Source organism: Phyllobacterium endophyticum (genome assembly GCF_003010935.1).
Classification (GTDB): domain Bacteria; phylum Pseudomonadota; class Alphaproteobacteria; order Rhizobiales; family Rhizobiaceae; genus Phyllobacterium; species Phyllobacterium endophyticum.
Genome location: NZ_PGGN01000007.1, coordinates 72071 through 91652 on the forward strand (window position 1 = coordinate 72071; position 19582 = coordinate 91652).

Sequence of the window (19582 nt, forward strand, 5' to 3'; positions counted from 1 at the left end):
AGCGGACTTATTGGTCCGTGAGCACCGGAAGCGGAGAAAATCGCATCAGATCGCCATCAGGGTGGATTGGCAAAGGTCTCCTAGGCAGCGTCCTGAATGGCCGCAAGCTTCCATTCCGTATTGGGCTTGCGCACGAAGGTCCAGACTTCGGTCGTCTGCGAGGGCTGGTCTTCATCGCCCTTCACCACGCGTCCGGTCTGCCGGTCCACCATTGCATCGACACTCTCGTAACGCATCGCCGTCGTTGCGTATTGCGCGTCGCCTTCCGCCCACGCCTCGGCGATGTCCGCCTGCAGCAGCTTGACGTTCGAGACGCTGTTACGCAGCCCGTCGGTCGCGTTCTGGCCGAGCTCTTCGGCGAGATACGACATGGCTTCAGGGGTCGTCAGATTGCGCAGCGTTGCGTAATCTTCCTTGCCGTAGGCCGTCTGCACTTCGGTCAGCAGCTTCTCGAACGTCTCGAGATCTTCCTGCTTGAGGCCGATCTCATCGGAAGCAGCCGAAAGACCCGGCGCAGCATAGCCCTGGCTCCCACCAACCGATCCTCGCTGTGCGGCCGTCTGGTTTGCAGCGGAGCCGATTGTCGGCACGCGCATCGGCGACACGTTCCCCGGCTCTTCATTATAGGCGCTGCGGCCAAAACCCTGCCCGCCACCGGCGACGGCCGGCGAGGACCGGCGCGAACGGAAGTAGCGCATGGCGAGCATGATCACGCCGGCAAGAATGGCGACCTGCAGCAGCATGCCGAGCATGCCCGCCGCGCCGCCGAAGCCATAGCCAAGGAGCGCGCCGAGCAAACCACCGAGAAGCAGGCCACCCAGCAGGGAGCGGCCCATGCCGCCGAACAATCCAGGACGCTGCTGCGCCGCCTGCGGAGCCGTCGCGCCAGGCTGGTTCTGCGGCCTCGGGGTCATCGAGCGTTCTATGGGCGCAGCGGGTGCCGGTGAAGTCCGTGTCGGTGCAGGCGCCTGGAAGGTTCGCGAGCCGCGGCTACCGAAACCACCCCCGCCACGCCGGGCATCCGCCTCGTAGACAACACTGAACGATACCGCCAATCCAATGACGAGCATCGCGGCTATCCGGCCAAGGCGAGAAAGGTAAAGCGGCATGCAGATAATCTCCTCTAAGCGTGTCGTATGACACTTCGCTCACGCATATGGTGAGGGCCAGGGAGGATTTGAAGGATTGGCAAGGAAATTTCACAGAATGAGGGTTACGAGGCGCGACGCGAGGCCATTCGAGAAGTCAGCCTGATGGGCCAGCTGGTGTGGTTTTCGAGAACCGAAACGCAGCGGACTTATTGGTCCGTGAGCATCGGAAGCGCTGAAAATCGCATCAGCTGGCCCATCAGGGTGAAGCAACCGAAGGATCTCAGATGCCGGCGTACCACTCGTAGCCCCGGTCCTCCCAAAAGCCGCCCTTGCCCCCGGCGATGTTCCTGAAACTGTCCACGAGCTCGATTCCCATGACGTACTTTGCGTGCTTGTAGCCAAGCTGGCGCTCGACCCGCAGGCGCAGAGGCGCACCATGGGCGACCTCGAGATCCCTGCCGTTCATGCCGTAGGCAAGGATCGTCTGCGGATGCCATGCATCGACGAGGTCTATGCTTTCGTAGTAGCGGCCGCTGCCGTCAAGCGTTTGTTCGAGATCGTCCGCGCAGTGAAAAACCGCATAGCGCGCGCCGGGAGCAAGTCCGGCTTTTTCCAGAACGAGTCCGAGCGGCACGCCCATCCATTTGCCGATGGCGCTCCAGCCTTCGACGCAATCGTGCCGCGTGATCTGGGTGCGGGATGGCATCGCCTTCAGATCGGCCAGCGAAAGGTTCAGCGGTGTTTTCACCATGCCGTTCACAACGAGCTTCCAGTCGGCGAACTTGTTTTCTGTCATGCGCGCATAATCTTCGCTGTCAGGCTGCGTCGTGCCGTTGCCCTTGAAAACCGGGGATATGTCTGCCTCGGAGAATTCGCGCGCCAACGTGTGCTGCGACATGAGCAGACGTTGTGCGCCCATCGTCAGCCCCTCGGCCTTTTGCAGGATGTCGTTGACGGCCGTGCTTTCGACCATCGCGTCGCAGCCCGTCAGCAAGCCTGTTGCCGCGACACTCGAGCCGATGAGGAAACGGCGGCGGGTAAGATCAAAGCTCATTTGGACACCTCGTCTTTCGGCTCGAGTTTCAATGCGTAATAGCCGGTGATCATCGATCGCAGATTGTTCCAGAAGCCCGAAACAAGCACCATGACGACATGAACGATGACGAATAGGACGATCAGCGACGCAGCGATGAAATGGATGGTGCGAGCCGATTGCCTGCCGCCGAAGACGTCGAGCAGCCATGGAAAGATCGCGTTGAATCCCGGCGACATGGTGAGGCCCGTCAATACCATCAGCGGCAGGACGATGAATACCACCGCCATATAGGTCAGCTTCTGCAAGGAATTGTAGTGCCGTGCCTTTTCGCCCTTGGGAAAACGCAACCTTGCGTGGTCTGCCACCTCCTGCGCCAGATGGCCCGGCGTCAGCTGATCTCTGGTTGGCACGAGATCGCGGCGGAAATGCCGGCCGATCAGCCCGTATAGCAGATAAACCAGACCGTTGATGACGAAGAACCAGGCGAAGAAAAAATGCCAGCGGCGGCCGGTGGCAAGATCCTGATAGCTTGGAATGGTGATCCAGGAAGGAAAGGCCCGCGGGCCAAGCTCGCCGTTCTCGGTCGAAGCGCCAAGCACCCCGGTCGTGTTCAATGACAGGCTTCCGATCCGTGTCACACCCTTGACCGTATCGCCATCCTGGACAGCCCCGATCGAGATGAATGAAGGATCGGGCAGCGCGTCGGACCCGTATTGGCCCCAATAGAGATATGGATGGGCGTTGAAGATTTGCAGGCCGCTCATCAGCAGGAAGCTCAGGCACAGGACGTTCAGCCAATGGGTGACGCGCACCGCCAGCGAATGGCGGTAGAACAGAACCTTTCCGGGCTTGGCGGTGCCGGTTGCACCTGATGTAACGCTTGTCATTCGAGCCTCCGTCGGCCTTTGCAAATCATGGAAGTAGGTTGTGCGCGGTTAGGCAAGCTCACCATCACGAGGTTCGCTCGATGCAGCGATGCACCAGGTCACGAGATCGAAACCCAAGCTCACCACAAGTGCCCGCATCCCGCATGGTGAGCCTGCCTGACCACGCACAACCAATCAGTTATTAGGGCCTGTTAAGATTCATGTCAGGGCGAGGCGAAAACGGTGGTTTTCGAGCACAGGAGTGCAGAAAAGTGCCGTTTACAGTCCGCCATGGCGTGAAGATCGACCGACCCTAGTTTGTAGTCTTCTTCTTGGGAGCCATCGTGCCCATCGCGTCAGGCTTCGCCGCATCCTTCTTCATGGAGCTACTCGACATACTATCCTTTTTCATCGCCATCGTGTCGCATTCCTTCATCATGGAATCCTTCTTCATGGCGTCTTTTTCCATCCCGGCATGTTTCATGCAATCGGCCTTGGTCATCGGCTTGTTGGCGTCCATCGCCGATGCAATGTTCGAACCGGCAAATCCGGTTGCAAGGACGAAAGCTGAAAGCGCGACGGCGCGAGTGATGATATTCATTGTTGTCTCCTCGTTGTGAATGGTCACATGGGGAAGTACGAACGGGGCTCTTTTAAAGTTACAGGGCATCACGGATTGGTGATCATTCCACGCGTAATCGCCCTTGAAGGATTGACGTGCCATCAGGTTCCATTTCATCTGTAACCTTTATCCCGGCTGTTGCGAATAAGGAATGAAACGGAGTGAATCCGGTCGAAGCACGATTGAAGGAACTGATGCTCGCGAGCCTTGATGGCGATGCGAAGAGCTATGGCGTTCTCCTGAACGATCTCGCCAGGCATCTGCGCTTTTATTTCATGCGCCGGCTGGCGGACGCGCATAAGGGTGACGCCGACGATCTTGTGCAGGAAACCTTGATGGCGCTGCATACGCGCCGCGCCACCTATGAGGTCGACCGGCCGTTCACCGCCTGGCTGCATGCGATTGCCCGCTACAAGCTGATCGATCATTTCAGGCGCAATCGCATAAGAGCGACGGTGCCGCTTGACGATGCACAGGAGCTGTTCGCGCAGGATCAATCCGATGCGGCAGCGGATCGAATGGATGTAGAGCGGCTCTTGCAATCGGTGCCGGCAAAGTCGCGGGACCTGATCTACCGCACGAAGATCGAGGGCCAGTCCATCGCCGAGGTGGCGCAGAGTACAGGTCTGTCGGAGGCTTCCGTAAAGGTGGGTGTACATAGGGGAATAAAGGCGATCGCAGCGAAGTTGAAAGGAGGGGCAGATGACGACAGATGATCTGATTGCACGTCTGACTGGCGAACTGAAGCCGGTGCCGCGCACAGCTGTCCTTCGGCGGGTCGCAATCGGCCTTGGATCGAGCCTCGCCGCATCGGCCACTCTCATGTATTTCTGGCTCGGCATGCGGCCGGATCTGATGACTGCCATGGAAACGACGCCGTTCTGGGCGAAGTTCGTCTATACGCTCTCTTTAGCCATTGCGGGTGCCTGGGCGCTCAAGCGTATCGCTCATCCCCTGGGCAGCATTCGTATCAATCTGGCTCTCATGGGAGCACTCATCGTCGCAATCGGCATTCTCGGCTTCATGCAACTCGCGATGGCCCCGCCCGAGGCCCATTACTACCTGCTGACGGGGCATTCGGTATCGATCTGCACGCTTAATATCGTGGTCCTGTCCCTGCCTCTGCTTGCCGGAGCATTCTGGATATTGAGTGGGCTTGCCCCCACCCGGCTGACCGTTGCGGGTGCCGCCGCAGGCCTTGCCTCCGGCGCAATCGCGTCCCTGGTCTATTCGTTTCATTGCACCGAAAGCGGAATGCCGTTCATCGCGATCTGGTACACGCTTGGCGTCCTCGTCCCGGGGCTGATCGGCGCTATTGCCGGACGATACGTGCTGCGGTGGTAGCGCTTTGCCCTCCCCTTGCGGGACGGGGATTGAGACCTTTTGAGAATTCAGCCTGATGAGTCAGCTGGTGTGGTTTTTGGGGTCGCCCTTGCGACGAGCGCAGGGACATTTTGGTCCATGAGCACCGGAAGCGCAAAAAATCCCATCAGATGGCCATCGGGGTGGATTGGCAAAGGTCTCATTTCATCAGCCATTCATGCTCGACCGCATTGTGAAACTTCCACGTGCGCTTTGGCCCTGCCATTACATTGAGATAATAGAGATCATAGCCGTGGCAGGCAGCACAGGGATGATAGCCCTTGGGGACCATCACCACGTCGCCGTCTTCGATCGCCATCGCCTCGTCGAGCAAACGGTCGTCCGTATAGACACGTTGGAAACCGAAGCCCTGGCGGGGATTGAAACGGTGATAGTAAGTCTCTTCGAGATATGATTCCGACGGCAGGTTATCCTGGTCGTGCTTGTGCGGCGGGTAGCTTGACGTATGGCCGCCGGGGGTGATCACCTCGACGACGAGCAGCGCGTCCGCCGGTTCGTTCTCGGGCAATATGTTGGTGACATAGCGGGTATTGGTTCCCTTGCCGCGCGTCTCCTGACTTAGGTCGTCCGGGGAAATAACCCGCACCGGCAGCCCTCCGCCCAGAGCCGGAGCTGAACACACCGCGAGTTCGACATCTGTTTCCGCCGATACCCGCCAGTCGGAACCCTGCGGCAGATAAACCGACCAAGGCTTGCCCTCGAAAGGCGACATGCGGTTGCCGAGCAGACCAAGGTCTTCGCCATTGGCCGTTACCCTGCCCTTGCCCGTCACGAAGACCAGACAGACCTCCTTGTCGCCTGTCTCCCCGTCGACCGGCTGGCCGGCATCAAGCTTGTGCAAGTCGAAACCGACATAGGTCCAGCCAGCCGTTTCAGGCGTTACATGGGCCACGTGACCCGTGCCTTGCCTGGCCTTCAACAAGAGTTTTGACATGGTTTACTCCTTATCGGGTCCAAGGTCTGCCGGCTTGCCGGCATCAGCAGGGGTGACAGGCTCCGAAGCATCGAAGACGATGAAGAATTGCCATATGCCATATGCGGCAAAAGCCAGAACCATGATGCCCCAGAAAGGCGTCCCCGTGGCAAACTCGAAGATTGCCCAGGCAATGCAGAATGCCACGACTGCTATGCGGCGCCATAGCGGACGAAACCAGGGGTGATTACTGTCTTTGTTCATGTTGAACCCACCTTTCAACCCTTGGGGAAACCTTGAGTCTCGACCGTATAGCCAGCGGCAGTCATGACCCGCATCAGTTCCTTATATCCGACTTGCGCCATCTTGAGCGGTGGATTTTTCTTCGGATCCTGTTCAGCCTCGACCACGAACCAGCCTTCATAGCCGTAATCGGCAAACTTTTGGACGATTGCACCGAAATCCAGCGAGCCGTCACCCGGTACGGTGAAGGCGCCGAGGGCAACCGAGTCGAGGAAGGACTGCCTCGAGCGGTCCAGACCGTCGATGACAGGCATGCGGACATCCTTGACATGCACGTGGTTGATCCGCCGGTGATGATTGTCGATTGCGCGTAGTACATCGCCGCCGGCGAAGGCCAGATGGCCGGCATCCAGCAGGAGCGGAATACCCTCGCCGGAATATTTCATGAAGGCGTCGAGCTCCGGTTCGGTTTCGACGACTGCCGCCATGTGGTGATGGTAGGAGAGCGGCATGCCCTGCTGTGCGCACCATTCACCGAACTCGGTGACCTTGCGAGCATAGGCCTTCATCTCCTCGTCGCCGAGTTTCGGTTTGGTAGCCAGGGGCCTGGACCGATCGCCCTGTATCGAGCGGCCGACCTCGCCGTAGACGATGCATGGCGCGTTCACGGCCTTGAAAAGGTCGATCATCGGCTGGATGCGGTCCTTGTTCTTCGCCAGCTCCTCGTCAACCAGCGTGCCCGAGAACCAGCCGCCGCACAGCGTAACATCCGCCTCCCGCAGGATCGGCAGCATCACATCCGGATCGTTGGGAAATCGGCGGCCCATTTCCATGCCGGTAAAGCCCGCAGAACGCGATTGGCGAAGGCACTCCTCCAGCGAGACGTCGTCACTGAGCTCCGCGAGATCATCGTTCCACCATGCGATCGGGGACATACCCAGTTTTGCCTTCACGTCATTCTCCAATAATAAGGTTACTTTTGTGCTTGCCCATTCATCACCCCCTCATCCGGCCACTGCGCGGCCACCTGAGAAGAATAGCACTTCATCGCCGCGCTCCATTCTTCTCCTCGTGGGGAGAAGGTGGCCGCACAGCGGCCGGATGAGCGGGCCAATTGTGATTTGCATTCGATATCAGCTAGTTCCCGGCCGACCTCAGCTTGATCGCTTCCTCATAGGCCTTGCGCTTGGCATTGACCTCGCTTCGCACGCTGACCTCAGGCACCGCGACGTCCCACCACGCCCCGCCCTCCTCCGTCGAAATCAGTGGATCGGTGTCGATGACTATCAAGGTGGTGCGGTCGTTCTGCTTGGCCCGTGCGAGCGCGCTTTCGAGTTCTGCGATCGAGGCGACCTTCTCCGAGATGGCGCCAAGGCTGCGGGCGTGTGCGGCAAAATCGATATCCGGCAGGACCTCGTGTCTGGCGTCCTTGAGCAGATTGTTGAAGTTCGCTCCGCCTGTGCCCATCTGCAGCCGGTTGATACAGCCATAGCCGCGATTGTCCAGCAGCACGATATTGATCTTGTGTCCGAGCATGACGGAGGTGGCGATTTCCGAGTTCAGCATCAGATACGAGCCGTCGCCGATCATGACGACGACCTCTTCGTCGGGTTTTGCCATTTTGGTGCCCAGCCCGCCGGCGATCTCGTATCCCATGCAGGAGAAACCATACTCGGCATGATAAGAACCGGGTGCTCCCGCCTGCCATAGCTTGTGCATCTCGCCGGGCAACCCCCCTGCCGCGTGCAGCACCGTCGCCTCAGCGCCCATTGCCCTTTGTACCGCGCCGATCACTTGCGCGTCGGAAGGCAGCGCGGCGTTGGTGGGGCCGGTGACCTTGGCGGCGGCCTTCTGCCATTCCGTCTTGCCATTGCGGGCGTTTTCGGTCCAGCTCTGCGGTGCCTTGTAGTCCTTCAATCCGGCGGAAAGCTCAAGCAGGCCTTCCCTGGCATCGGCGACAAGTGGCAACGCACGATGCTTAGTCGCATCGAAAGGCTGCACATTCAGCCCAATGAAGGTTTTCGCTGCGTTCTGGAACAATGCCCATGAGCCGGTGGTGAAATCCTGAAGGCGCGTGCCAACCGCCACGATCACGTCCGCTTCCTGCGCCAGGCGGTTGGCTGCGGAAGTTCCGGTGACGCCCACAGCTGCCATGTTGAGCGGATGGTTGTCGGGCAGCGACGACTTGCCGCCCTGCGTTTCGCAAACCGGAATACCGGCAGCCTCGGCAAATTCCGCCAGCTCTTTCGAAGCCTGCGAGTAGATGACGCCGCCGCCGGCGATGACCAGCGGTTTCTTGGCTGATTTGAGTGCAGCGATGGCGGCCGCCAGTTCTTCCCGGTCCGGCCTTGGCCGCCGCTGCGCCCAGGTTCGTTCCTCGAAGAAGCTTTCGGGATAATCGTAGGCCTCCGCCTGCACATCCTGACACAGAGCCAGCGTCACGGGGCCGCATTCTGCCGGATCGGTCAGAACTGCCATGGCGCGGGCCAACGCCGGGATAATCTGCTCGGGACGGGTAATGCGGTCGAAATAGCGCGACACGGGCCTGAAACAATCATTGGCCGAAACCGTGCCGTCGCTAAAGCTCTCCACCTGCTGCAGGACCGGATCGGGAAGCCGGTTGGCGAATACATCGCCAGGTAAAAGCAGAACCGGCAGGCGGTTGACATGCGCCAGCGCCGCAGCGGTCAGCATGTTCGTTGCACCCGGTCCTACGGAGCTCGTCACCGCCATCATGCGGCGGCGGAAGCTCGCCTTGGCATAAGCGATGGCGGCATGGGCCATGGCCTGTTCGTTGTGCGCGCGATATGTCGGAAGTTCCTCACGGACCTGATAGAGCGCCTCGCCGATGCCGGCGACATTGCCGTGGCCGAAGATAGCCCAGACGCCCGCAAACACCGGCACTTTCCTGCCGTCGATCATTGTCATCTGCCGGGTCAGAAACCGGGTCAATGCCTGCGCCATGGTCAGGCGTATCGTCTTGGTCATGTCAGTCTCCTCCCGGTCAAATCCTTCGGCGATCGCTTTGGGGTGCGTTGAGATTCAGGTCAGGACGCGTCGAAAATGGTGGTTTTCGAGAACCGGAGCGCAGTGAACTTTCGGGTTCATGAGCACCGGAGCGCAGAAAAGCGCCATTTGCAGGCCGCCCTGGCATGAATACCAACACACCCCAGCTATGCCGCTTGTTTGCTGCGGCTGGCAAGCCAGGCCTTGGTCAGTTTTTCGAAACGATCGGCCATGTCGCCGATCGCGGCTTCATCGGAGAGCCTGCCGGCAAGCCAGCCCTCGGCAGCGTCCATGAAGATCGTGCGGCCGACGGCGAAACCTTTGACCACCGGCGCATTGGCAGTCGCACCAAAAGCAGCCTCAAGCTCGTCATGTGGCGCCTCGAGCCCGAGCAGCACGACACCGCGGCACCAGGGATCATGCTTTTCGATCACCGCCTCGATCTTCTTCCACGCACCCGCCGAAGCCTGCGGCTCAAGTTTCCACCAATCCGGCTTGATGCCAAGGGCGTAAAGTTCTTCAAGTGCCTGCGGAATGGTGTTGTCGTCGAGCTTGCCGTGCTTGCCGGCAATGATTTCGATCAGCAATTCGCGGCCGACCTTGCGTGCTGCCTCGAACAGCGTGCGCAATTTCTGCTGTTGCTCCGTTTTCAGTGCGGCCGGATCGTCCGGACGATAGAAGCACAGGCACTTGATGCAATGGTCCACAGGCCATTCTGCCAGCTGCGAGCCGATATCCTGCGAAAACTCGAAGCGCAGGGGGCGCGACCCCGGAAGCTCCACCGGCCGTCCAAGCCAGTCGAAATCGTGACGCGCAAATTCGAACATCGCCTCCCTGCCGAACTTCTCGTCAAGCAGCATCCCATATCCGCTTCGGCCACCCGCAACCTTTGCCGCCGCCTTCACCGCCAGTTCCTTGAATGCGCGTATCCTTGCCGGATCGGCGCCAACTTTCTGGGCCAGTTCCTCCAGTTGCACGCGGTGATCGATGGCAAAGGTCATCATCGAAGGTATGTCCTGGCGCCGCGTCGTCGCCCAATGAATGTGGTTGATCGCCTCATCCTTCCGCAGGGCATGCTGGGTGCTGCCATGTTTCAGAAAATATTGCAGTTCCTCGAATGTCGGGATTTCCGGCGAGCAAAGCAGCCGCGACACGGCGAAGGCGCCGCATGCATTGGCCCAGGTCGCCGCCGTTGCCAGCGGTTCGCCGCCCAGCCAGCCGCGCAGAAAACCGGACATGAACGCATCGCCCGCGCCGAGGACATTGAACACCTCGATCGGGAAACCCTTGCCGACGATACCATCCTCGAGATCGTCCGAGATTGCGCCCTCGTAAACGATGCAGCCCATAGGCCCGCGCTTCAGGACGATTGTACCGCTCGACAGGGCGCGGATCGTCTTCAGGGCGCTGAGAAGATCAGCCTCGCCCGACGCGATAAGGACCTCCTCCTCGGTGCCGACGATCAGGTCGCAATCGGTAAGCACGGTCTTCAGATGGTTCGACACCGCGTCGGAGGCTATGTAGCGGCTGTCTCCGTCGCCATGGCCGGCGAGACCCCACAGGTTGGGACGGTAGTCGATATCGAACACCACCTTGCCACCCGCCTCCTTCATCAGGCGGATGGCCTTGCGTTGCGCCGCATCGGGTTTGGGTTTTGAGAAGTGCGTGCCGGTCACGACGATGGCGCGCGCCGAGCGGATGAACTCCGGATCGACATCGCCCTCATCGAGCGCCATGTCTGCGCAGTTCTCGCGATAGAAGATGAGCGGAAAGCTCCTGTCGTTCTCAACCGAGAGGATAACCAGCGCCGACAGCCGCTCTGGGTCGGTGATGACGCCGCCGGTCGCAACCCCCTCCCGTACCATTTGCTCGCGGATATACCGGCCCATCTGTTCGTCGCCAACGCGCGATAGCAGCGCCGAGCGCAGGCCGAGCCGCGCCGTGCCGATGGCGATATTCGCCGGACAGCCGCCGACAGACTTGGCAAACGAAGCGATATCCTCCAGCCTGGAGCCGATCTGCTGGCCGTAAAGGTCCACGGACGAGCGGCCGATGGTAATGACATCGAGCGCGTGGCCCGTATCAGCTCTGTCCATAATATCCTCCCGATAGACTGATAAACACCGGCGCAACCGGGCCGGGAATTTTCCTATATGAAATAATAATTCTATCAAATCGTCAATATGGAATATCTGTTCTTTCTACTTGATAGCGTATTTCCAGTTTGATTTGTAAATGTACGTACATTATAATTACAAGAAACAATTCAGGAGGTCGCATGCCACGCACAAGCCAGTTTCCGAAGGCAGATACATTCAACCTCCGGATTGACTCTGATTTGAAGGCTGCCTTTACGCAAGCAACCGAGGCCGAGGACAAGCCTGCTGCTCAGGTAATTCGTGACTTCATGCGGAGTTATGTTGAACGCCAGCGGCGCAAAGCATTTGAACTTGAAGCGCGACGGCAATCGCTGGCAATTGCAAGAAGGTCCCGCAACTCATCGACAGATGAGTACGTCTCCCTCCTAGAACTGGAAGCTTTGTTTGAGGAAACCGCTGTCGATGACGATAGCACCAAATGAAGCGTGGCGATTTGGTAACGATCGTCGTCAATGGTGATTACGGTAAACCGCGTCCAGCGTTCATCCTGCAATCGGATGCATTCGAGTTGCTTCCCTCAGTAACAGTACTCCAAATTACGAGTGACGTTCACGATGAACACCTTGCCCGCATAACAGTTAACCCGTCGCTCGAAAATGGCTTGCGTGAGCGTTCACAGGTGATGATCGATCGTGCCATGACAGTACCGCGAACAAAAGTGGGGCGGGTGTTCGGACATTTGGATAACGAGACGATAGCCAACATCAACAAAGCGGTAATGCTGTTTTTAGGGCTGGGGGCGAGCCCCGTCTAAAAACTCCGCCTTTTCTCGGCCACGCTCACCGTCAGTGCCATGGCGAGTGCCATCGTTCCAGACAGTGACCTGAATCCCGAAAAATCTCCTTCCGCCGCCTCGAACCATACTTTGGCCGACTGGGCCAGCGGCGAGAACGCGCTGTCGGTGATGGCGACGACAGGGACATTCCGCGCCGCCAGCGCCGCCGCGTGCTCGATCGTCGCCGAGGCATATGGCGAGAAGCTGATCGCGATGGCAGCGTCCGTCGGCTTGGCGAATGACAGGATTTCCGGGTCGATACCCGCCGTCGATTCGATCAGCTGGTTGCGGATTTTCAACTTGCCGAAAGCATAGGCCATGTAAGCGGTAATCGGGTAGGAACGCCGCCTCGCCAGAAGATAGATCGTTTCTGCACCGGCCAGTATGTCCACGGCGCTCGTCAACACGTCCTCCTCGACATTGTGTGAGATCGTCTCGATCGAATGGCTGGCAGCAGTCAGGAAGCCGTTGAGTATGACCCGGTTCTTCGAAAGGCCGTGTGTATCACCGCGCAGCGCCGACAAGCGCTCTTCGTAGGAAACCTGACGCTCACGCAGCCGCTCCCTGAATACCGATTGCAGGCTGGTAAATCCGTCGAATCCCAGATGCTGGGCAAAGCGGATCAAAGTCGAAGGCTGCACGCCGGCCGTCTGGGCGATGCTTGCTGCCGTACCGAAGGCTATTTCGTCAGGATTGCTCAAGGCATAAGCCGCGATCTGCGCCAGGCGCTTTGGCAGCGCCTCGCGACGATCGAGGATCATCGTGCGCAAGGCATCGAAATCCCGGGGTAGCGACATCTCGTTGTCCATGCTTCTTCACCCCCGAATCGTTGCCTCGCCGCCACTTCATGATCTCAGGTAAAATATTTATATCAAGGCGGATCAGTTATTCCATTTACCCCTGTTATAGATTATTTCAATCAATGACCGCAAGCGACGGGCCGGGCTGAATCGGGAGAGAGCATATGTTAGGCGTGGGGTTGATCGGAACAGGCTTCATGGGCAAGTGCCACGCGCTGGCGTGGAATTCGGTCCGTGCGGTCTTCGGCGATGTGCCGGCGGTACGGCTGGTTCATCTCGGCGAGGCCAATACCGAGCTCGCCGTTCGCCGTGCCAACGAATTCGGGTTCCAGAAGGCTTCAGGCGATTGGCGGGCTGTCATCGACGATTCGGAAGTCGATGTGGTCTCCATCACCACGCCCAACCAGTTCCACCCGGAAATGGCGATTGCCGCGCTCAACGCGGGCAAGCATGTCTGGTGCGAGAAGCCCATGGCGCCAACATTCGGCGACGCGCAAGCCATGCTCGCGGCGGCCCGCCAGTCCGGCAAGGTCGCGGCGCTTGGCTACAACTACACGCAGGGACCGGCCATCCGTCACATCCGCAAGCTGCTCGCCGAGAAGATCATCGGCGAGGTCAATCATCTGCGCATCGAGATGGATGAGGACTTCATGGCCGATCCCGACGCGGTGTTTTTCTGGAAACACGAGGCGATATCCGGCTACGGGGCGCTCGACGATTTTGCCGTCCACCCGCTATCGCTGCTGTTCACGCTCTTCGGCCGGGTCAGCCGCGTCATGTGCGACATGTCGAAGCCCTACGCGACCCGCAAGACGGCTGCCGGTACCGACCGCGCCGTCGAGACCTATGACAGCGCCAGCGTCCTTATGCATATGGAAAATGGCGTGCCGGGCACCTTGCAGGTCAATCGTTCGGCCTGGGGCCGCAAGGGCCGCATCGCGTTGCAGATATTCGGCTCGAAAGGCTCTATCCTCTTCGATCAGGAACGCGCTAACGAGTTCCAGCTCTATGTTACGGCCGACCGCCTGACCGAGCAGGGTTACCGCACAATTTTGACGGCACCGCATCATGAGCCCTATGGACAATTCATCCCGGCGCCGGGCCATGGCCTTGGCTTCAACGATCTGAAAATCATCGAGTGCCACGAACTGATCAAGCGCATCAACGGCCAGCCAGCCCATCTGATCGAATTCGCAGACGGCCTCGAAATAGAGCGTACCGTGCATGCGATGGCGCGTTCGTTTCACGAACAGCGCTGGGTCGATGTGCGGTAGAGAACTTACCTGTCAGCTATTTAGGCAGTTGCGGGATATTGGTGCGTGGTTCGACGGGGCTCACCATGAGGGAGATTGTTGTGCTGCAAGACAATCACCAGCGCCGCAAAAACTGGCTATCTGCGATCATCAACCTCCCTCATGGTGAGCCCTGTCGAACCACGCACGACTCACTTGCAAGGTGACGTAATCAACTAAACCCTGATCGTCCGGTCTTCTTTCACTGATCTCAACGCAGCATCGGCCAGTGCCAGTGCAATCAACCCATCCTCGCCGCTCGGCGCAGCTTTCACACCTGCGGCTATGGCATTGATGAACGCCGTGATCTCGTTGGCGTAAGCTTCCGTATAGCGCGTCATGAAGAAGTCATGCAGCGGCGGGCGGGTATAGCCGCTGCCATTGGCGATTTCGATTGAGACCGGCCGCTGGTTTTCCGCCGCGACCATGCCCTTTGAGCCATGCACCTCTATCCGCTGGTCATAACCATAGGTCGCGCGGCGGGAATTGGAGATCAGGCACTGCTTGCCCGATGCTGTGACGAGGATCACACTGACGCTGTCATAATCTCCAAGCTCGCCGATCGCCTTGTCCACCAGCACCGAGGCATGCGCGGTAACGGCCACCGGGTCTTCACCGAGCAGAAACCTCGCCATGTCGAAATCATGGATCGTCATGTCGCGAAAGATACCGCCGGAACGGCTGATATAGTCAGCCGGCGGTGCTCCCGGATCGCGCGAGGTAATGGTGACCATTTCGACATCGCCGATCTCGCCGTCATCGATAGCTTTGCGAACAGCGGCAAAGTGCGGATCGAAACGCCGGTTGAAACCGACCATCAGCGTGGCATTCGTCTGCCGGACCACGCCAAGGCACTCCTCGACGCGCTCGACATCGAGATCGATGGGCTTTTCGCAAAAGATCGCCTTGCCTGCACGGGCGAAGCGTTCGATCAGGTCCGCATGCGTGTCTGTCGGTGTGCAGATAATCACCGCATCGATGTCCGACGCCTGCTCGATTTCGTCGATGGAGCGGATTTCGCAGCCATGTGCGGCGGCAAGGTCCTGGGCCGCCTTTTCGAAAGCGTCGGCGACTGCGACGAGTTTCGCCTCGCTGTTCGATGTTACTGCCTTAGCGTGGACCTTGCCGATACGGCCTGCGCCAAGCAGACCAAAACGTACAGTCATTTCTTACCTCTTGAAGAGCCCGGAACCAGACCGGGCGTTATTGATTGTTCTGGCCAGCAATGCCGCGCTTATCTCCTCCCTTGTGGGGGAGAAAGGATTTTCCTGGATTTAGTGTCTTTACTAAATCCTTGGAAAATCCAAGAGAGGGGAAAAGGCCAATGGCAAATCCCCTCTCTTGCGATTTCTAGCACTTAGCCGGGGGCTAAGATGCTGAAATCGCTTTCTCTCCCACAAGGGGAGAGATAACCAGCGCACAACTAAACTTTGCGCTTCTTCTGGCGGTACACATCCACGATGACCGCTGTAACAATGATCACTCCCTTGATGATCTCCTGATAGTAGGCGTCAACGCGCAGGAACGTGAAGCCCGAAATCATCACGCCGAGAATGATGGCGCCGATGACCGTGCCGGTGATCCGTCCGATGCCGCCGGTCAGCGATGTTCCGCCAATGACGGCAGCGGCAATCGCATCCAGTTCGTAGGTTACCCCCATTCCGGCCTGGGCGGTCTGAGCCCGTGCGGCCGTCACGATGCCAGCAAGCCCCGCCAGCAGTCCCGCTATGGCATAGACCTTGATCAGATGGCGCTCGATATCGATGCCTGACACACGCGCCGCCTGCTCGTTGGCGCCAATGGCATAGGTGAATTTTCCGTACCGCGTATACCGAAGGGCAACGTGGAAGATCAGTGCGACTACGAGGAACACGACAACCGGCCAGATGCTCGTACCGATGAAGTTGAACTGGTCCGTCAACCCCGATACGGGCGAACCTTTCGTGTACCATTTGGCCACGCCGCGAGCGGAGACCATCATGCCGAGCGTAGCGATGAAGGGCGGTATCTTGGTGTAGGCGATCAACCAGCCGTTGACGATCCCGGCAAGCAGCCCGATACCGAGGCCGATACCGATGGGGATAAAGAACGGAAGGTCCGTCAACGCCGGATAGACCGGCCGCGCCCAGGTGGAGGCCTGGGCGAAACTTGCCGCGACCATCGCCGTCATTCCGACGACGGAGCCCGAGGAAAGGTCGATGCCGCCGGTAATGATCACCTGGGTGACGCCGACGGCGATAATGCCTATCACCGAGACTTGCAGGATGATGATCCGCAGGCGCTGGACGTTCATCAGGAAGCTTTGACCCGCGAATATCCATCCGAGGATTTCGAAGACGAGCGCAATGCCGACCAGCACCAGCAGGATGTTCACCTCGGGCGGCAGCCGCCGGCGGTGCCTGCGCCCGAGTGCCGGTGTTGTTACCTTGGCCGTCACCTGCTCGCTTGTCATTATAAATTCCTCCAAATATCTAGGCAAACAACCGTTTAAGAATTCAGCCTGACGAGATGGCTGGTGCGGTTTTTGAGAACAAGAACGCAGCGGACGTTAAAGTCCGTGAGCACCGGAAGCGCAAAAAATCGCATCAGAGAACCGTCAGGGCGGATTATCAAACGGTTGTTCATTTCGATGCCAACTCCATCACCTTGACCTGGGTTGCCTCGGCGCGGTCGAGAAAGCCGGTTACCCGGCCCTCATGCATCACCATGATCCGGTCGCTCATGCCCAGCACTTCCGGCATTTCCGAGGAAATCATGATCACGGCGACGCCTTGCTTGGCGAGCTGCGATACGAGGCGGTGGATCTCCGCCTTGGCACCGACGTCGATGCCACGCGTCGGCTCGTCGAGAATAAGGATTTTCGGATTGGTCAGGAGCCAGCGGCCGATCAACACCTTCTGCTGATTGCCGCCGGAAAGGTTTTCCACCCTCTCCTCCATGTTCGGCGTCTTCACGCGGAGCGTTGCACTCATGGCTTCGCAGGCTTCGGTGATACCCTTTTCCTGCACGAACCCGTACTTGACGAAACGATCCTGCAGGACTGCGATCTGCATGTTTTCGAGAACATCGAGGATAAGCAGACAGCCGGTTTCCTTGCGGTCTTCCGTGATGAAAGCCATGCCGTGACTGATCGCCTGCGTCGGCGAGTTCATCTTTATCGCCTTCCCCTTGATCTCGATCGTTCCGCTCGTCGCCGGCGTTACCCCGAAAATGGTTTCGGCGACGTTCGAACGGCCCGAGCCGACCAGGCCGGCAACGCCGAGAATCTCGCCGGCTCTTACGTCGAACGACACGTTCCGGAATACGTTCTTCAGCGAGAGGTCCTTGACCGAAAGCACGACGTCGCCGATGGGCACCTCCTCTTTCGGAAACATCTGGGTGATCTCGCGCCCGACCATCATCTTGATGATGTCGTCGCGTGTCACATCGGTAGACGCATGCGTGCCGATATAGCGCCCGTCGCGGAACACCGAGAACTCGTCCGCGATCTCGAAAAGCTCGTTCATCTTGTGGGTGATGTAGACGATGCCGATCCCCTGCTCGCGCAAACTGCGGATGATCTCGAACAGGTGCGCCACTTCGCGCTCCGTCAGCGCCGAGGTCGGCTCATCCATGATCAGGACATCGGATTCGTACGAAACCGCCTTGGCGATCTCTACCATCTGGCGGTTGGCGACGGAGAGGTCGCGCACCTGGCTTTCCGGGTCGAGCGCGATATTCAGGCGCTGGAAAAGCTCGGTCGTCATCTCGTACATCTTGCCATGGTCGACAAAGCCGAAGGCATTCTTCGGTTCGCGGCGAATCCAGATGTTTTCCGCCACCGTCATGAACGGCATCAGGTTGAGTTCCTGGTGGATCATGGCGATGCCATTTTCCAGCGCATCCAGCGGCGATTTGAGCCGGATCGGTATGCCTTTCAGATAGACGTCGCCCTGATCTGGAATATATATTCCAGCGAGAATCTTCATCAGAGTGGATTTACCGGCACCATTCTCGCCCATCAGCGCGTGAACTGTCCCGCGCTTCAGCCGGAACTGCACATTGTCCAGCGCCAGAACACCGGGAAATTCCTTGCGCACATTTTCAGCGTTCAGGAGATATTCCGCTTGCGGTATGGCACCACTGGCGCGCACCGCCGCCATGGTCGAGGGACTGACTGCCATGATCATCTCCTCCCAGAGAGGCTTACTTATATGCCGGAACACAGCAGTTTAATGCGTTCCGGTCCAAAATTAAGCGCGGTGGAGGCCTTTTGAGAATTCAGCCTGACGAGGCAGGTGGTGCGGTTTTCGAGAACCGGAGCGCAGTGGACTTTTTTCGTCCATGAGCACCGGAAGCGCAGCAAAACCGCATCAGATGCCCGTCAGGGTGGATTGGTAAAGGTCTCCTCAGTTCGACTTCTGATACTTCGACAGGTTCTCCGGCGTCACCAGTTCAAACGGCACATAGACCTTGGTCTCGACCTTTTCGCCTTTCGAAAGCTTGAGCGCTGCATCGACCGCGCCCTTGCCCTGACCGGCAGCGTTCTGGAACACAGTCACGTCGAGGTCGCCGGCTGCCATGGCGGCAAGCGCGTCCTGCGTTGCATCGACGCCGCCAACGACGACACTGTCCATCGACCGGCCCGCAGCCTTGAGGGCCTGGATTGCGCCGATGGCCATTTCATCGTTGTTCGAGACGACCGCGTCGAATTCCAGTCCGGCAGAAAGCCAGTTGGTCATCAGGTCGGACCCTTCGGTACGCGACCAGTTGGCGGTCTGCTCCTCGACGATTTCAAGCCCCTTGCACTCGTCGGTCGCAATCACGTCATGCACGTCCTTGGTGCGCTGGCGGGCTGCCTGGTTGGAAAGTTCGCCCATCATGACAACGATCTTGCCCTTGCCCTTCAGAAGCCTGCAGACTTCCTTTGTCTCCAGCGTGCCGGATTCCACTTCATTGGAAGCCACGAAAGCCTGCTTTTCCGGGAGGCTGTCGACATTTGCCGGTTCGCGGTTGACGTAGACGAGCGGAATGCCCGCATCGGCGGCGATCTTCGACATGGCAGCGGTCGCGTCCGTGTCAACGGCATTGACGATGATCGCATCGACCTTCGACGCGATGAAATTCTGTATCTGGCTCTGCTGCTTGGCAACGTCGTTCTGCGCGTCTTCCACCTGCAATGTGACGCCGTCCAATGTCTTGGCATAGTCCTGCATGCCGTTGCGCAACACGGTGAGGAAGTTATCGTCGAACTTCGCCATCGAGACACCGATATTGGCAGCCGAGGCGGATCCGACCATCAAGGCCGATACAGCCACTCCCATCAAGAACTTTTTCATTTCTTCTCCTCCACAAGCGGTGCCCGGCTGCACCTGTTTTAATCCGGCTTCGTCACCCCGTTCATTGCAAGCCTCACC

The 19582-nt window shown here is 58.8% G+C and carries 19 protein-coding genes; 5 read left to right on the top strand and 14 right to left on the bottom strand.

All coding sequences use genetic code 11. From position 1 onward, the window contains the following. Positions 1-80: 80 nt before the first annotated feature. The 4 genes from CU100_RS24760 to CU100_RS27755 all read right to left on the bottom strand — a co-directional run bounded on the left by CU100_RS24760 (position 81) and on the right by CU100_RS27755 (position 3594). Positions 81-1109, bottom strand: a complete 1029-nt coding sequence (locus CU100_RS24760) for a Tim44 domain-containing protein (protein WP_106719315.1) — start codon at positions 1107-1109, stop codon at positions 81-83. Between the two features lie 262 nt (positions 1110-1371). Continuing rightward, the gene (locus CU100_RS24765; protein ID WP_106719316.1) at positions 1372-2145 is read right to left on the bottom strand and encodes a molybdopterin-binding protein; all 774 of its coding nucleotides are present in this window, start codon (positions 2143-2145) and stop codon (positions 1372-1374) included. Continuing rightward, positions 2142-3014 (bottom strand): cytochrome b/b6 domain-containing protein, encoded by an 873-nt coding sequence (locus CU100_RS24770; RefSeq protein ID WP_106719317.1) that lies wholly within the window; start codon positions 3012-3014, stop codon positions 2142-2144. Before CU100_RS24770 ends, CU100_RS24765 begins: the two co-directional genes overlap by 4 nt. A gap of 292 nt (positions 3015-3306) precedes the next feature. Next, entirely contained in the window at positions 3307-3594 is a 288-nt protein-coding gene (locus CU100_RS27755; RefSeq protein ID WP_106719318.1) for a pentapeptide MXKDX repeat protein, read from the bottom strand. Between the two features lie 182 nt (positions 3595-3776). Between CU100_RS27755 and CU100_RS24780 the strand changes: the two genes are divergently transcribed. After that, a complete protein-coding gene (locus CU100_RS24780; protein WP_106719319.1) occupies positions 3777-4331 on the top strand; it encodes a sigma-70 family RNA polymerase sigma factor in 555 nt (184 codons plus the stop codon). Beyond that, entirely contained in the window at positions 4318-4959 is a 642-nt protein-coding gene (locus CU100_RS24785) for an NrsF family protein (protein ID WP_106719320.1), read from the top strand. The genes CU100_RS24780 and CU100_RS24785 overlap by 14 nt, the downstream gene beginning before the upstream one ends. A gap of 178 nt (positions 4960-5137) precedes the next feature. Here CU100_RS24785 and iolB read toward each other — a convergent pair whose 3' ends face one another. The 5 genes from iolB to CU100_RS24810 all read right to left on the bottom strand — a co-directional run bounded on the left by iolB (position 5138) and on the right by CU100_RS24810 (position 11256). Then, a complete protein-coding gene (gene iolB, locus CU100_RS24790; protein WP_106719321.1) occupies positions 5138-5932 on the bottom strand; it encodes a 5-deoxy-glucuronate isomerase in 795 nt (264 codons plus the stop codon). Between the two features lie 3 nt (positions 5933-5935). Further along, positions 5936-6175: a hypothetical protein gene (locus CU100_RS24795; RefSeq protein WP_106719322.1), complete on the bottom strand. Its 240-nt coding sequence runs from the start codon at positions 6173-6175 to the stop codon at positions 5936-5938. Between the two features lie 14 nt (positions 6176-6189). Continuing rightward, the gene (gene iolE, locus CU100_RS24800) at positions 6190-7107 is read right to left on the bottom strand and encodes a myo-inosose-2 dehydratase (protein ID WP_106719323.1); all 918 of its coding nucleotides are present in this window, start codon (positions 7105-7107) and stop codon (positions 6190-6192) included. A gap of 184 nt (positions 7108-7291) precedes the next feature. Further along, complete coding sequence (iolD, locus tag CU100_RS24805; protein WP_106719324.1) at positions 7292-9142, bottom strand: 3D-(3,5/4)-trihydroxycyclohexane-1,2-dione acylhydrolase (decyclizing); 1851 nt, start codon at positions 9140-9142, stop codon at positions 7292-7294. A 185-nt stretch (positions 9143-9327) separates the two neighbouring features. Continuing rightward, positions 9328-11256 carry a bifunctional 5-dehydro-2-deoxygluconokinase/5-dehydro-2-deoxyphosphogluconate aldolase gene (locus tag CU100_RS24810; RefSeq protein WP_106719325.1) on the bottom strand — a complete coding sequence of 643 codons (1929 nt, stop codon included), beginning with the start codon at positions 11254-11256 and terminating at the stop codon, positions 9328-9330. A gap of 182 nt (positions 11257-11438) precedes the next feature. On the opposite strand from CU100_RS24810, the gene CU100_RS24815 reads away from it, so the two are divergent. Next, the gene (locus CU100_RS24815) at positions 11439-11741 is read left to right on the top strand and encodes a hypothetical protein (protein WP_106719326.1); all 303 of its coding nucleotides are present in this window, start codon (positions 11439-11441) and stop codon (positions 11739-11741) included. Then, positions 11738-12073: a type II toxin-antitoxin system PemK/MazF family toxin gene (locus tag CU100_RS24820; protein WP_106719327.1), complete on the top strand. Its 336-nt coding sequence runs from the start codon at positions 11738-11740 to the stop codon at positions 12071-12073. The genes CU100_RS24815 and CU100_RS24820 overlap by 4 nt, the downstream gene beginning before the upstream one ends. On the opposite strand, the gene CU100_RS24825 is transcribed toward CU100_RS24820, so the two are convergent. Then, positions 12070-12903 carry a MurR/RpiR family transcriptional regulator gene (locus CU100_RS24825; protein ID WP_106719328.1) on the bottom strand — a complete coding sequence of 278 codons (834 nt, stop codon included), beginning with the start codon at positions 12901-12903 and terminating at the stop codon, positions 12070-12072. The genes CU100_RS24820 and CU100_RS24825 overlap by 4 nt on opposite strands. A 155-nt stretch (positions 12904-13058) precedes the next feature. Between CU100_RS24825 and CU100_RS24830 the strand changes: the two genes are divergently transcribed. After that, entirely contained in the window at positions 13059-14168 is a 1110-nt protein-coding gene (locus CU100_RS24830; RefSeq protein ID WP_106719329.1) for a Gfo/Idh/MocA family protein, read from the top strand. Between the two features lie 194 nt (positions 14169-14362). On the opposite strand, the gene iolG is transcribed toward CU100_RS24830, so the two are convergent. From iolG to CU100_RS24850, 4 genes are all read right to left on the bottom strand, one after another. Further along, positions 14363-15352, bottom strand: coding sequence for an inositol 2-dehydrogenase (gene iolG, locus CU100_RS24835; RefSeq protein WP_106719330.1), 990 nt, complete (start codon positions 15350-15352; stop codon positions 14363-14365). A 257-nt stretch (positions 15353-15609) separates the two neighbouring features. After that, the gene (locus tag CU100_RS24840) at positions 15610-16638 is read right to left on the bottom strand and encodes an ABC transporter permease (RefSeq protein WP_106719331.1); all 1029 of its coding nucleotides are present in this window, start codon (positions 16636-16638) and stop codon (positions 15610-15612) included. Positions 16639-16807: 169 nt separating this feature from the next. Beyond that, positions 16808-18349 carry a sugar ABC transporter ATP-binding protein gene (locus CU100_RS24845; RefSeq protein ID WP_106719465.1) on the bottom strand — a complete coding sequence of 514 codons (1542 nt, stop codon included), beginning with the start codon at positions 18347-18349 and terminating at the stop codon, positions 16808-16810. Positions 18350-18574: 225 nt separating this feature from the next. Beyond that, complete coding sequence (locus CU100_RS24850) at positions 18575-19504, bottom strand: sugar ABC transporter substrate-binding protein (protein WP_106719332.1); 930 nt, start codon at positions 19502-19504, stop codon at positions 18575-18577. Between the last annotated feature and the right edge of the window lie 78 nt (positions 19505-19582).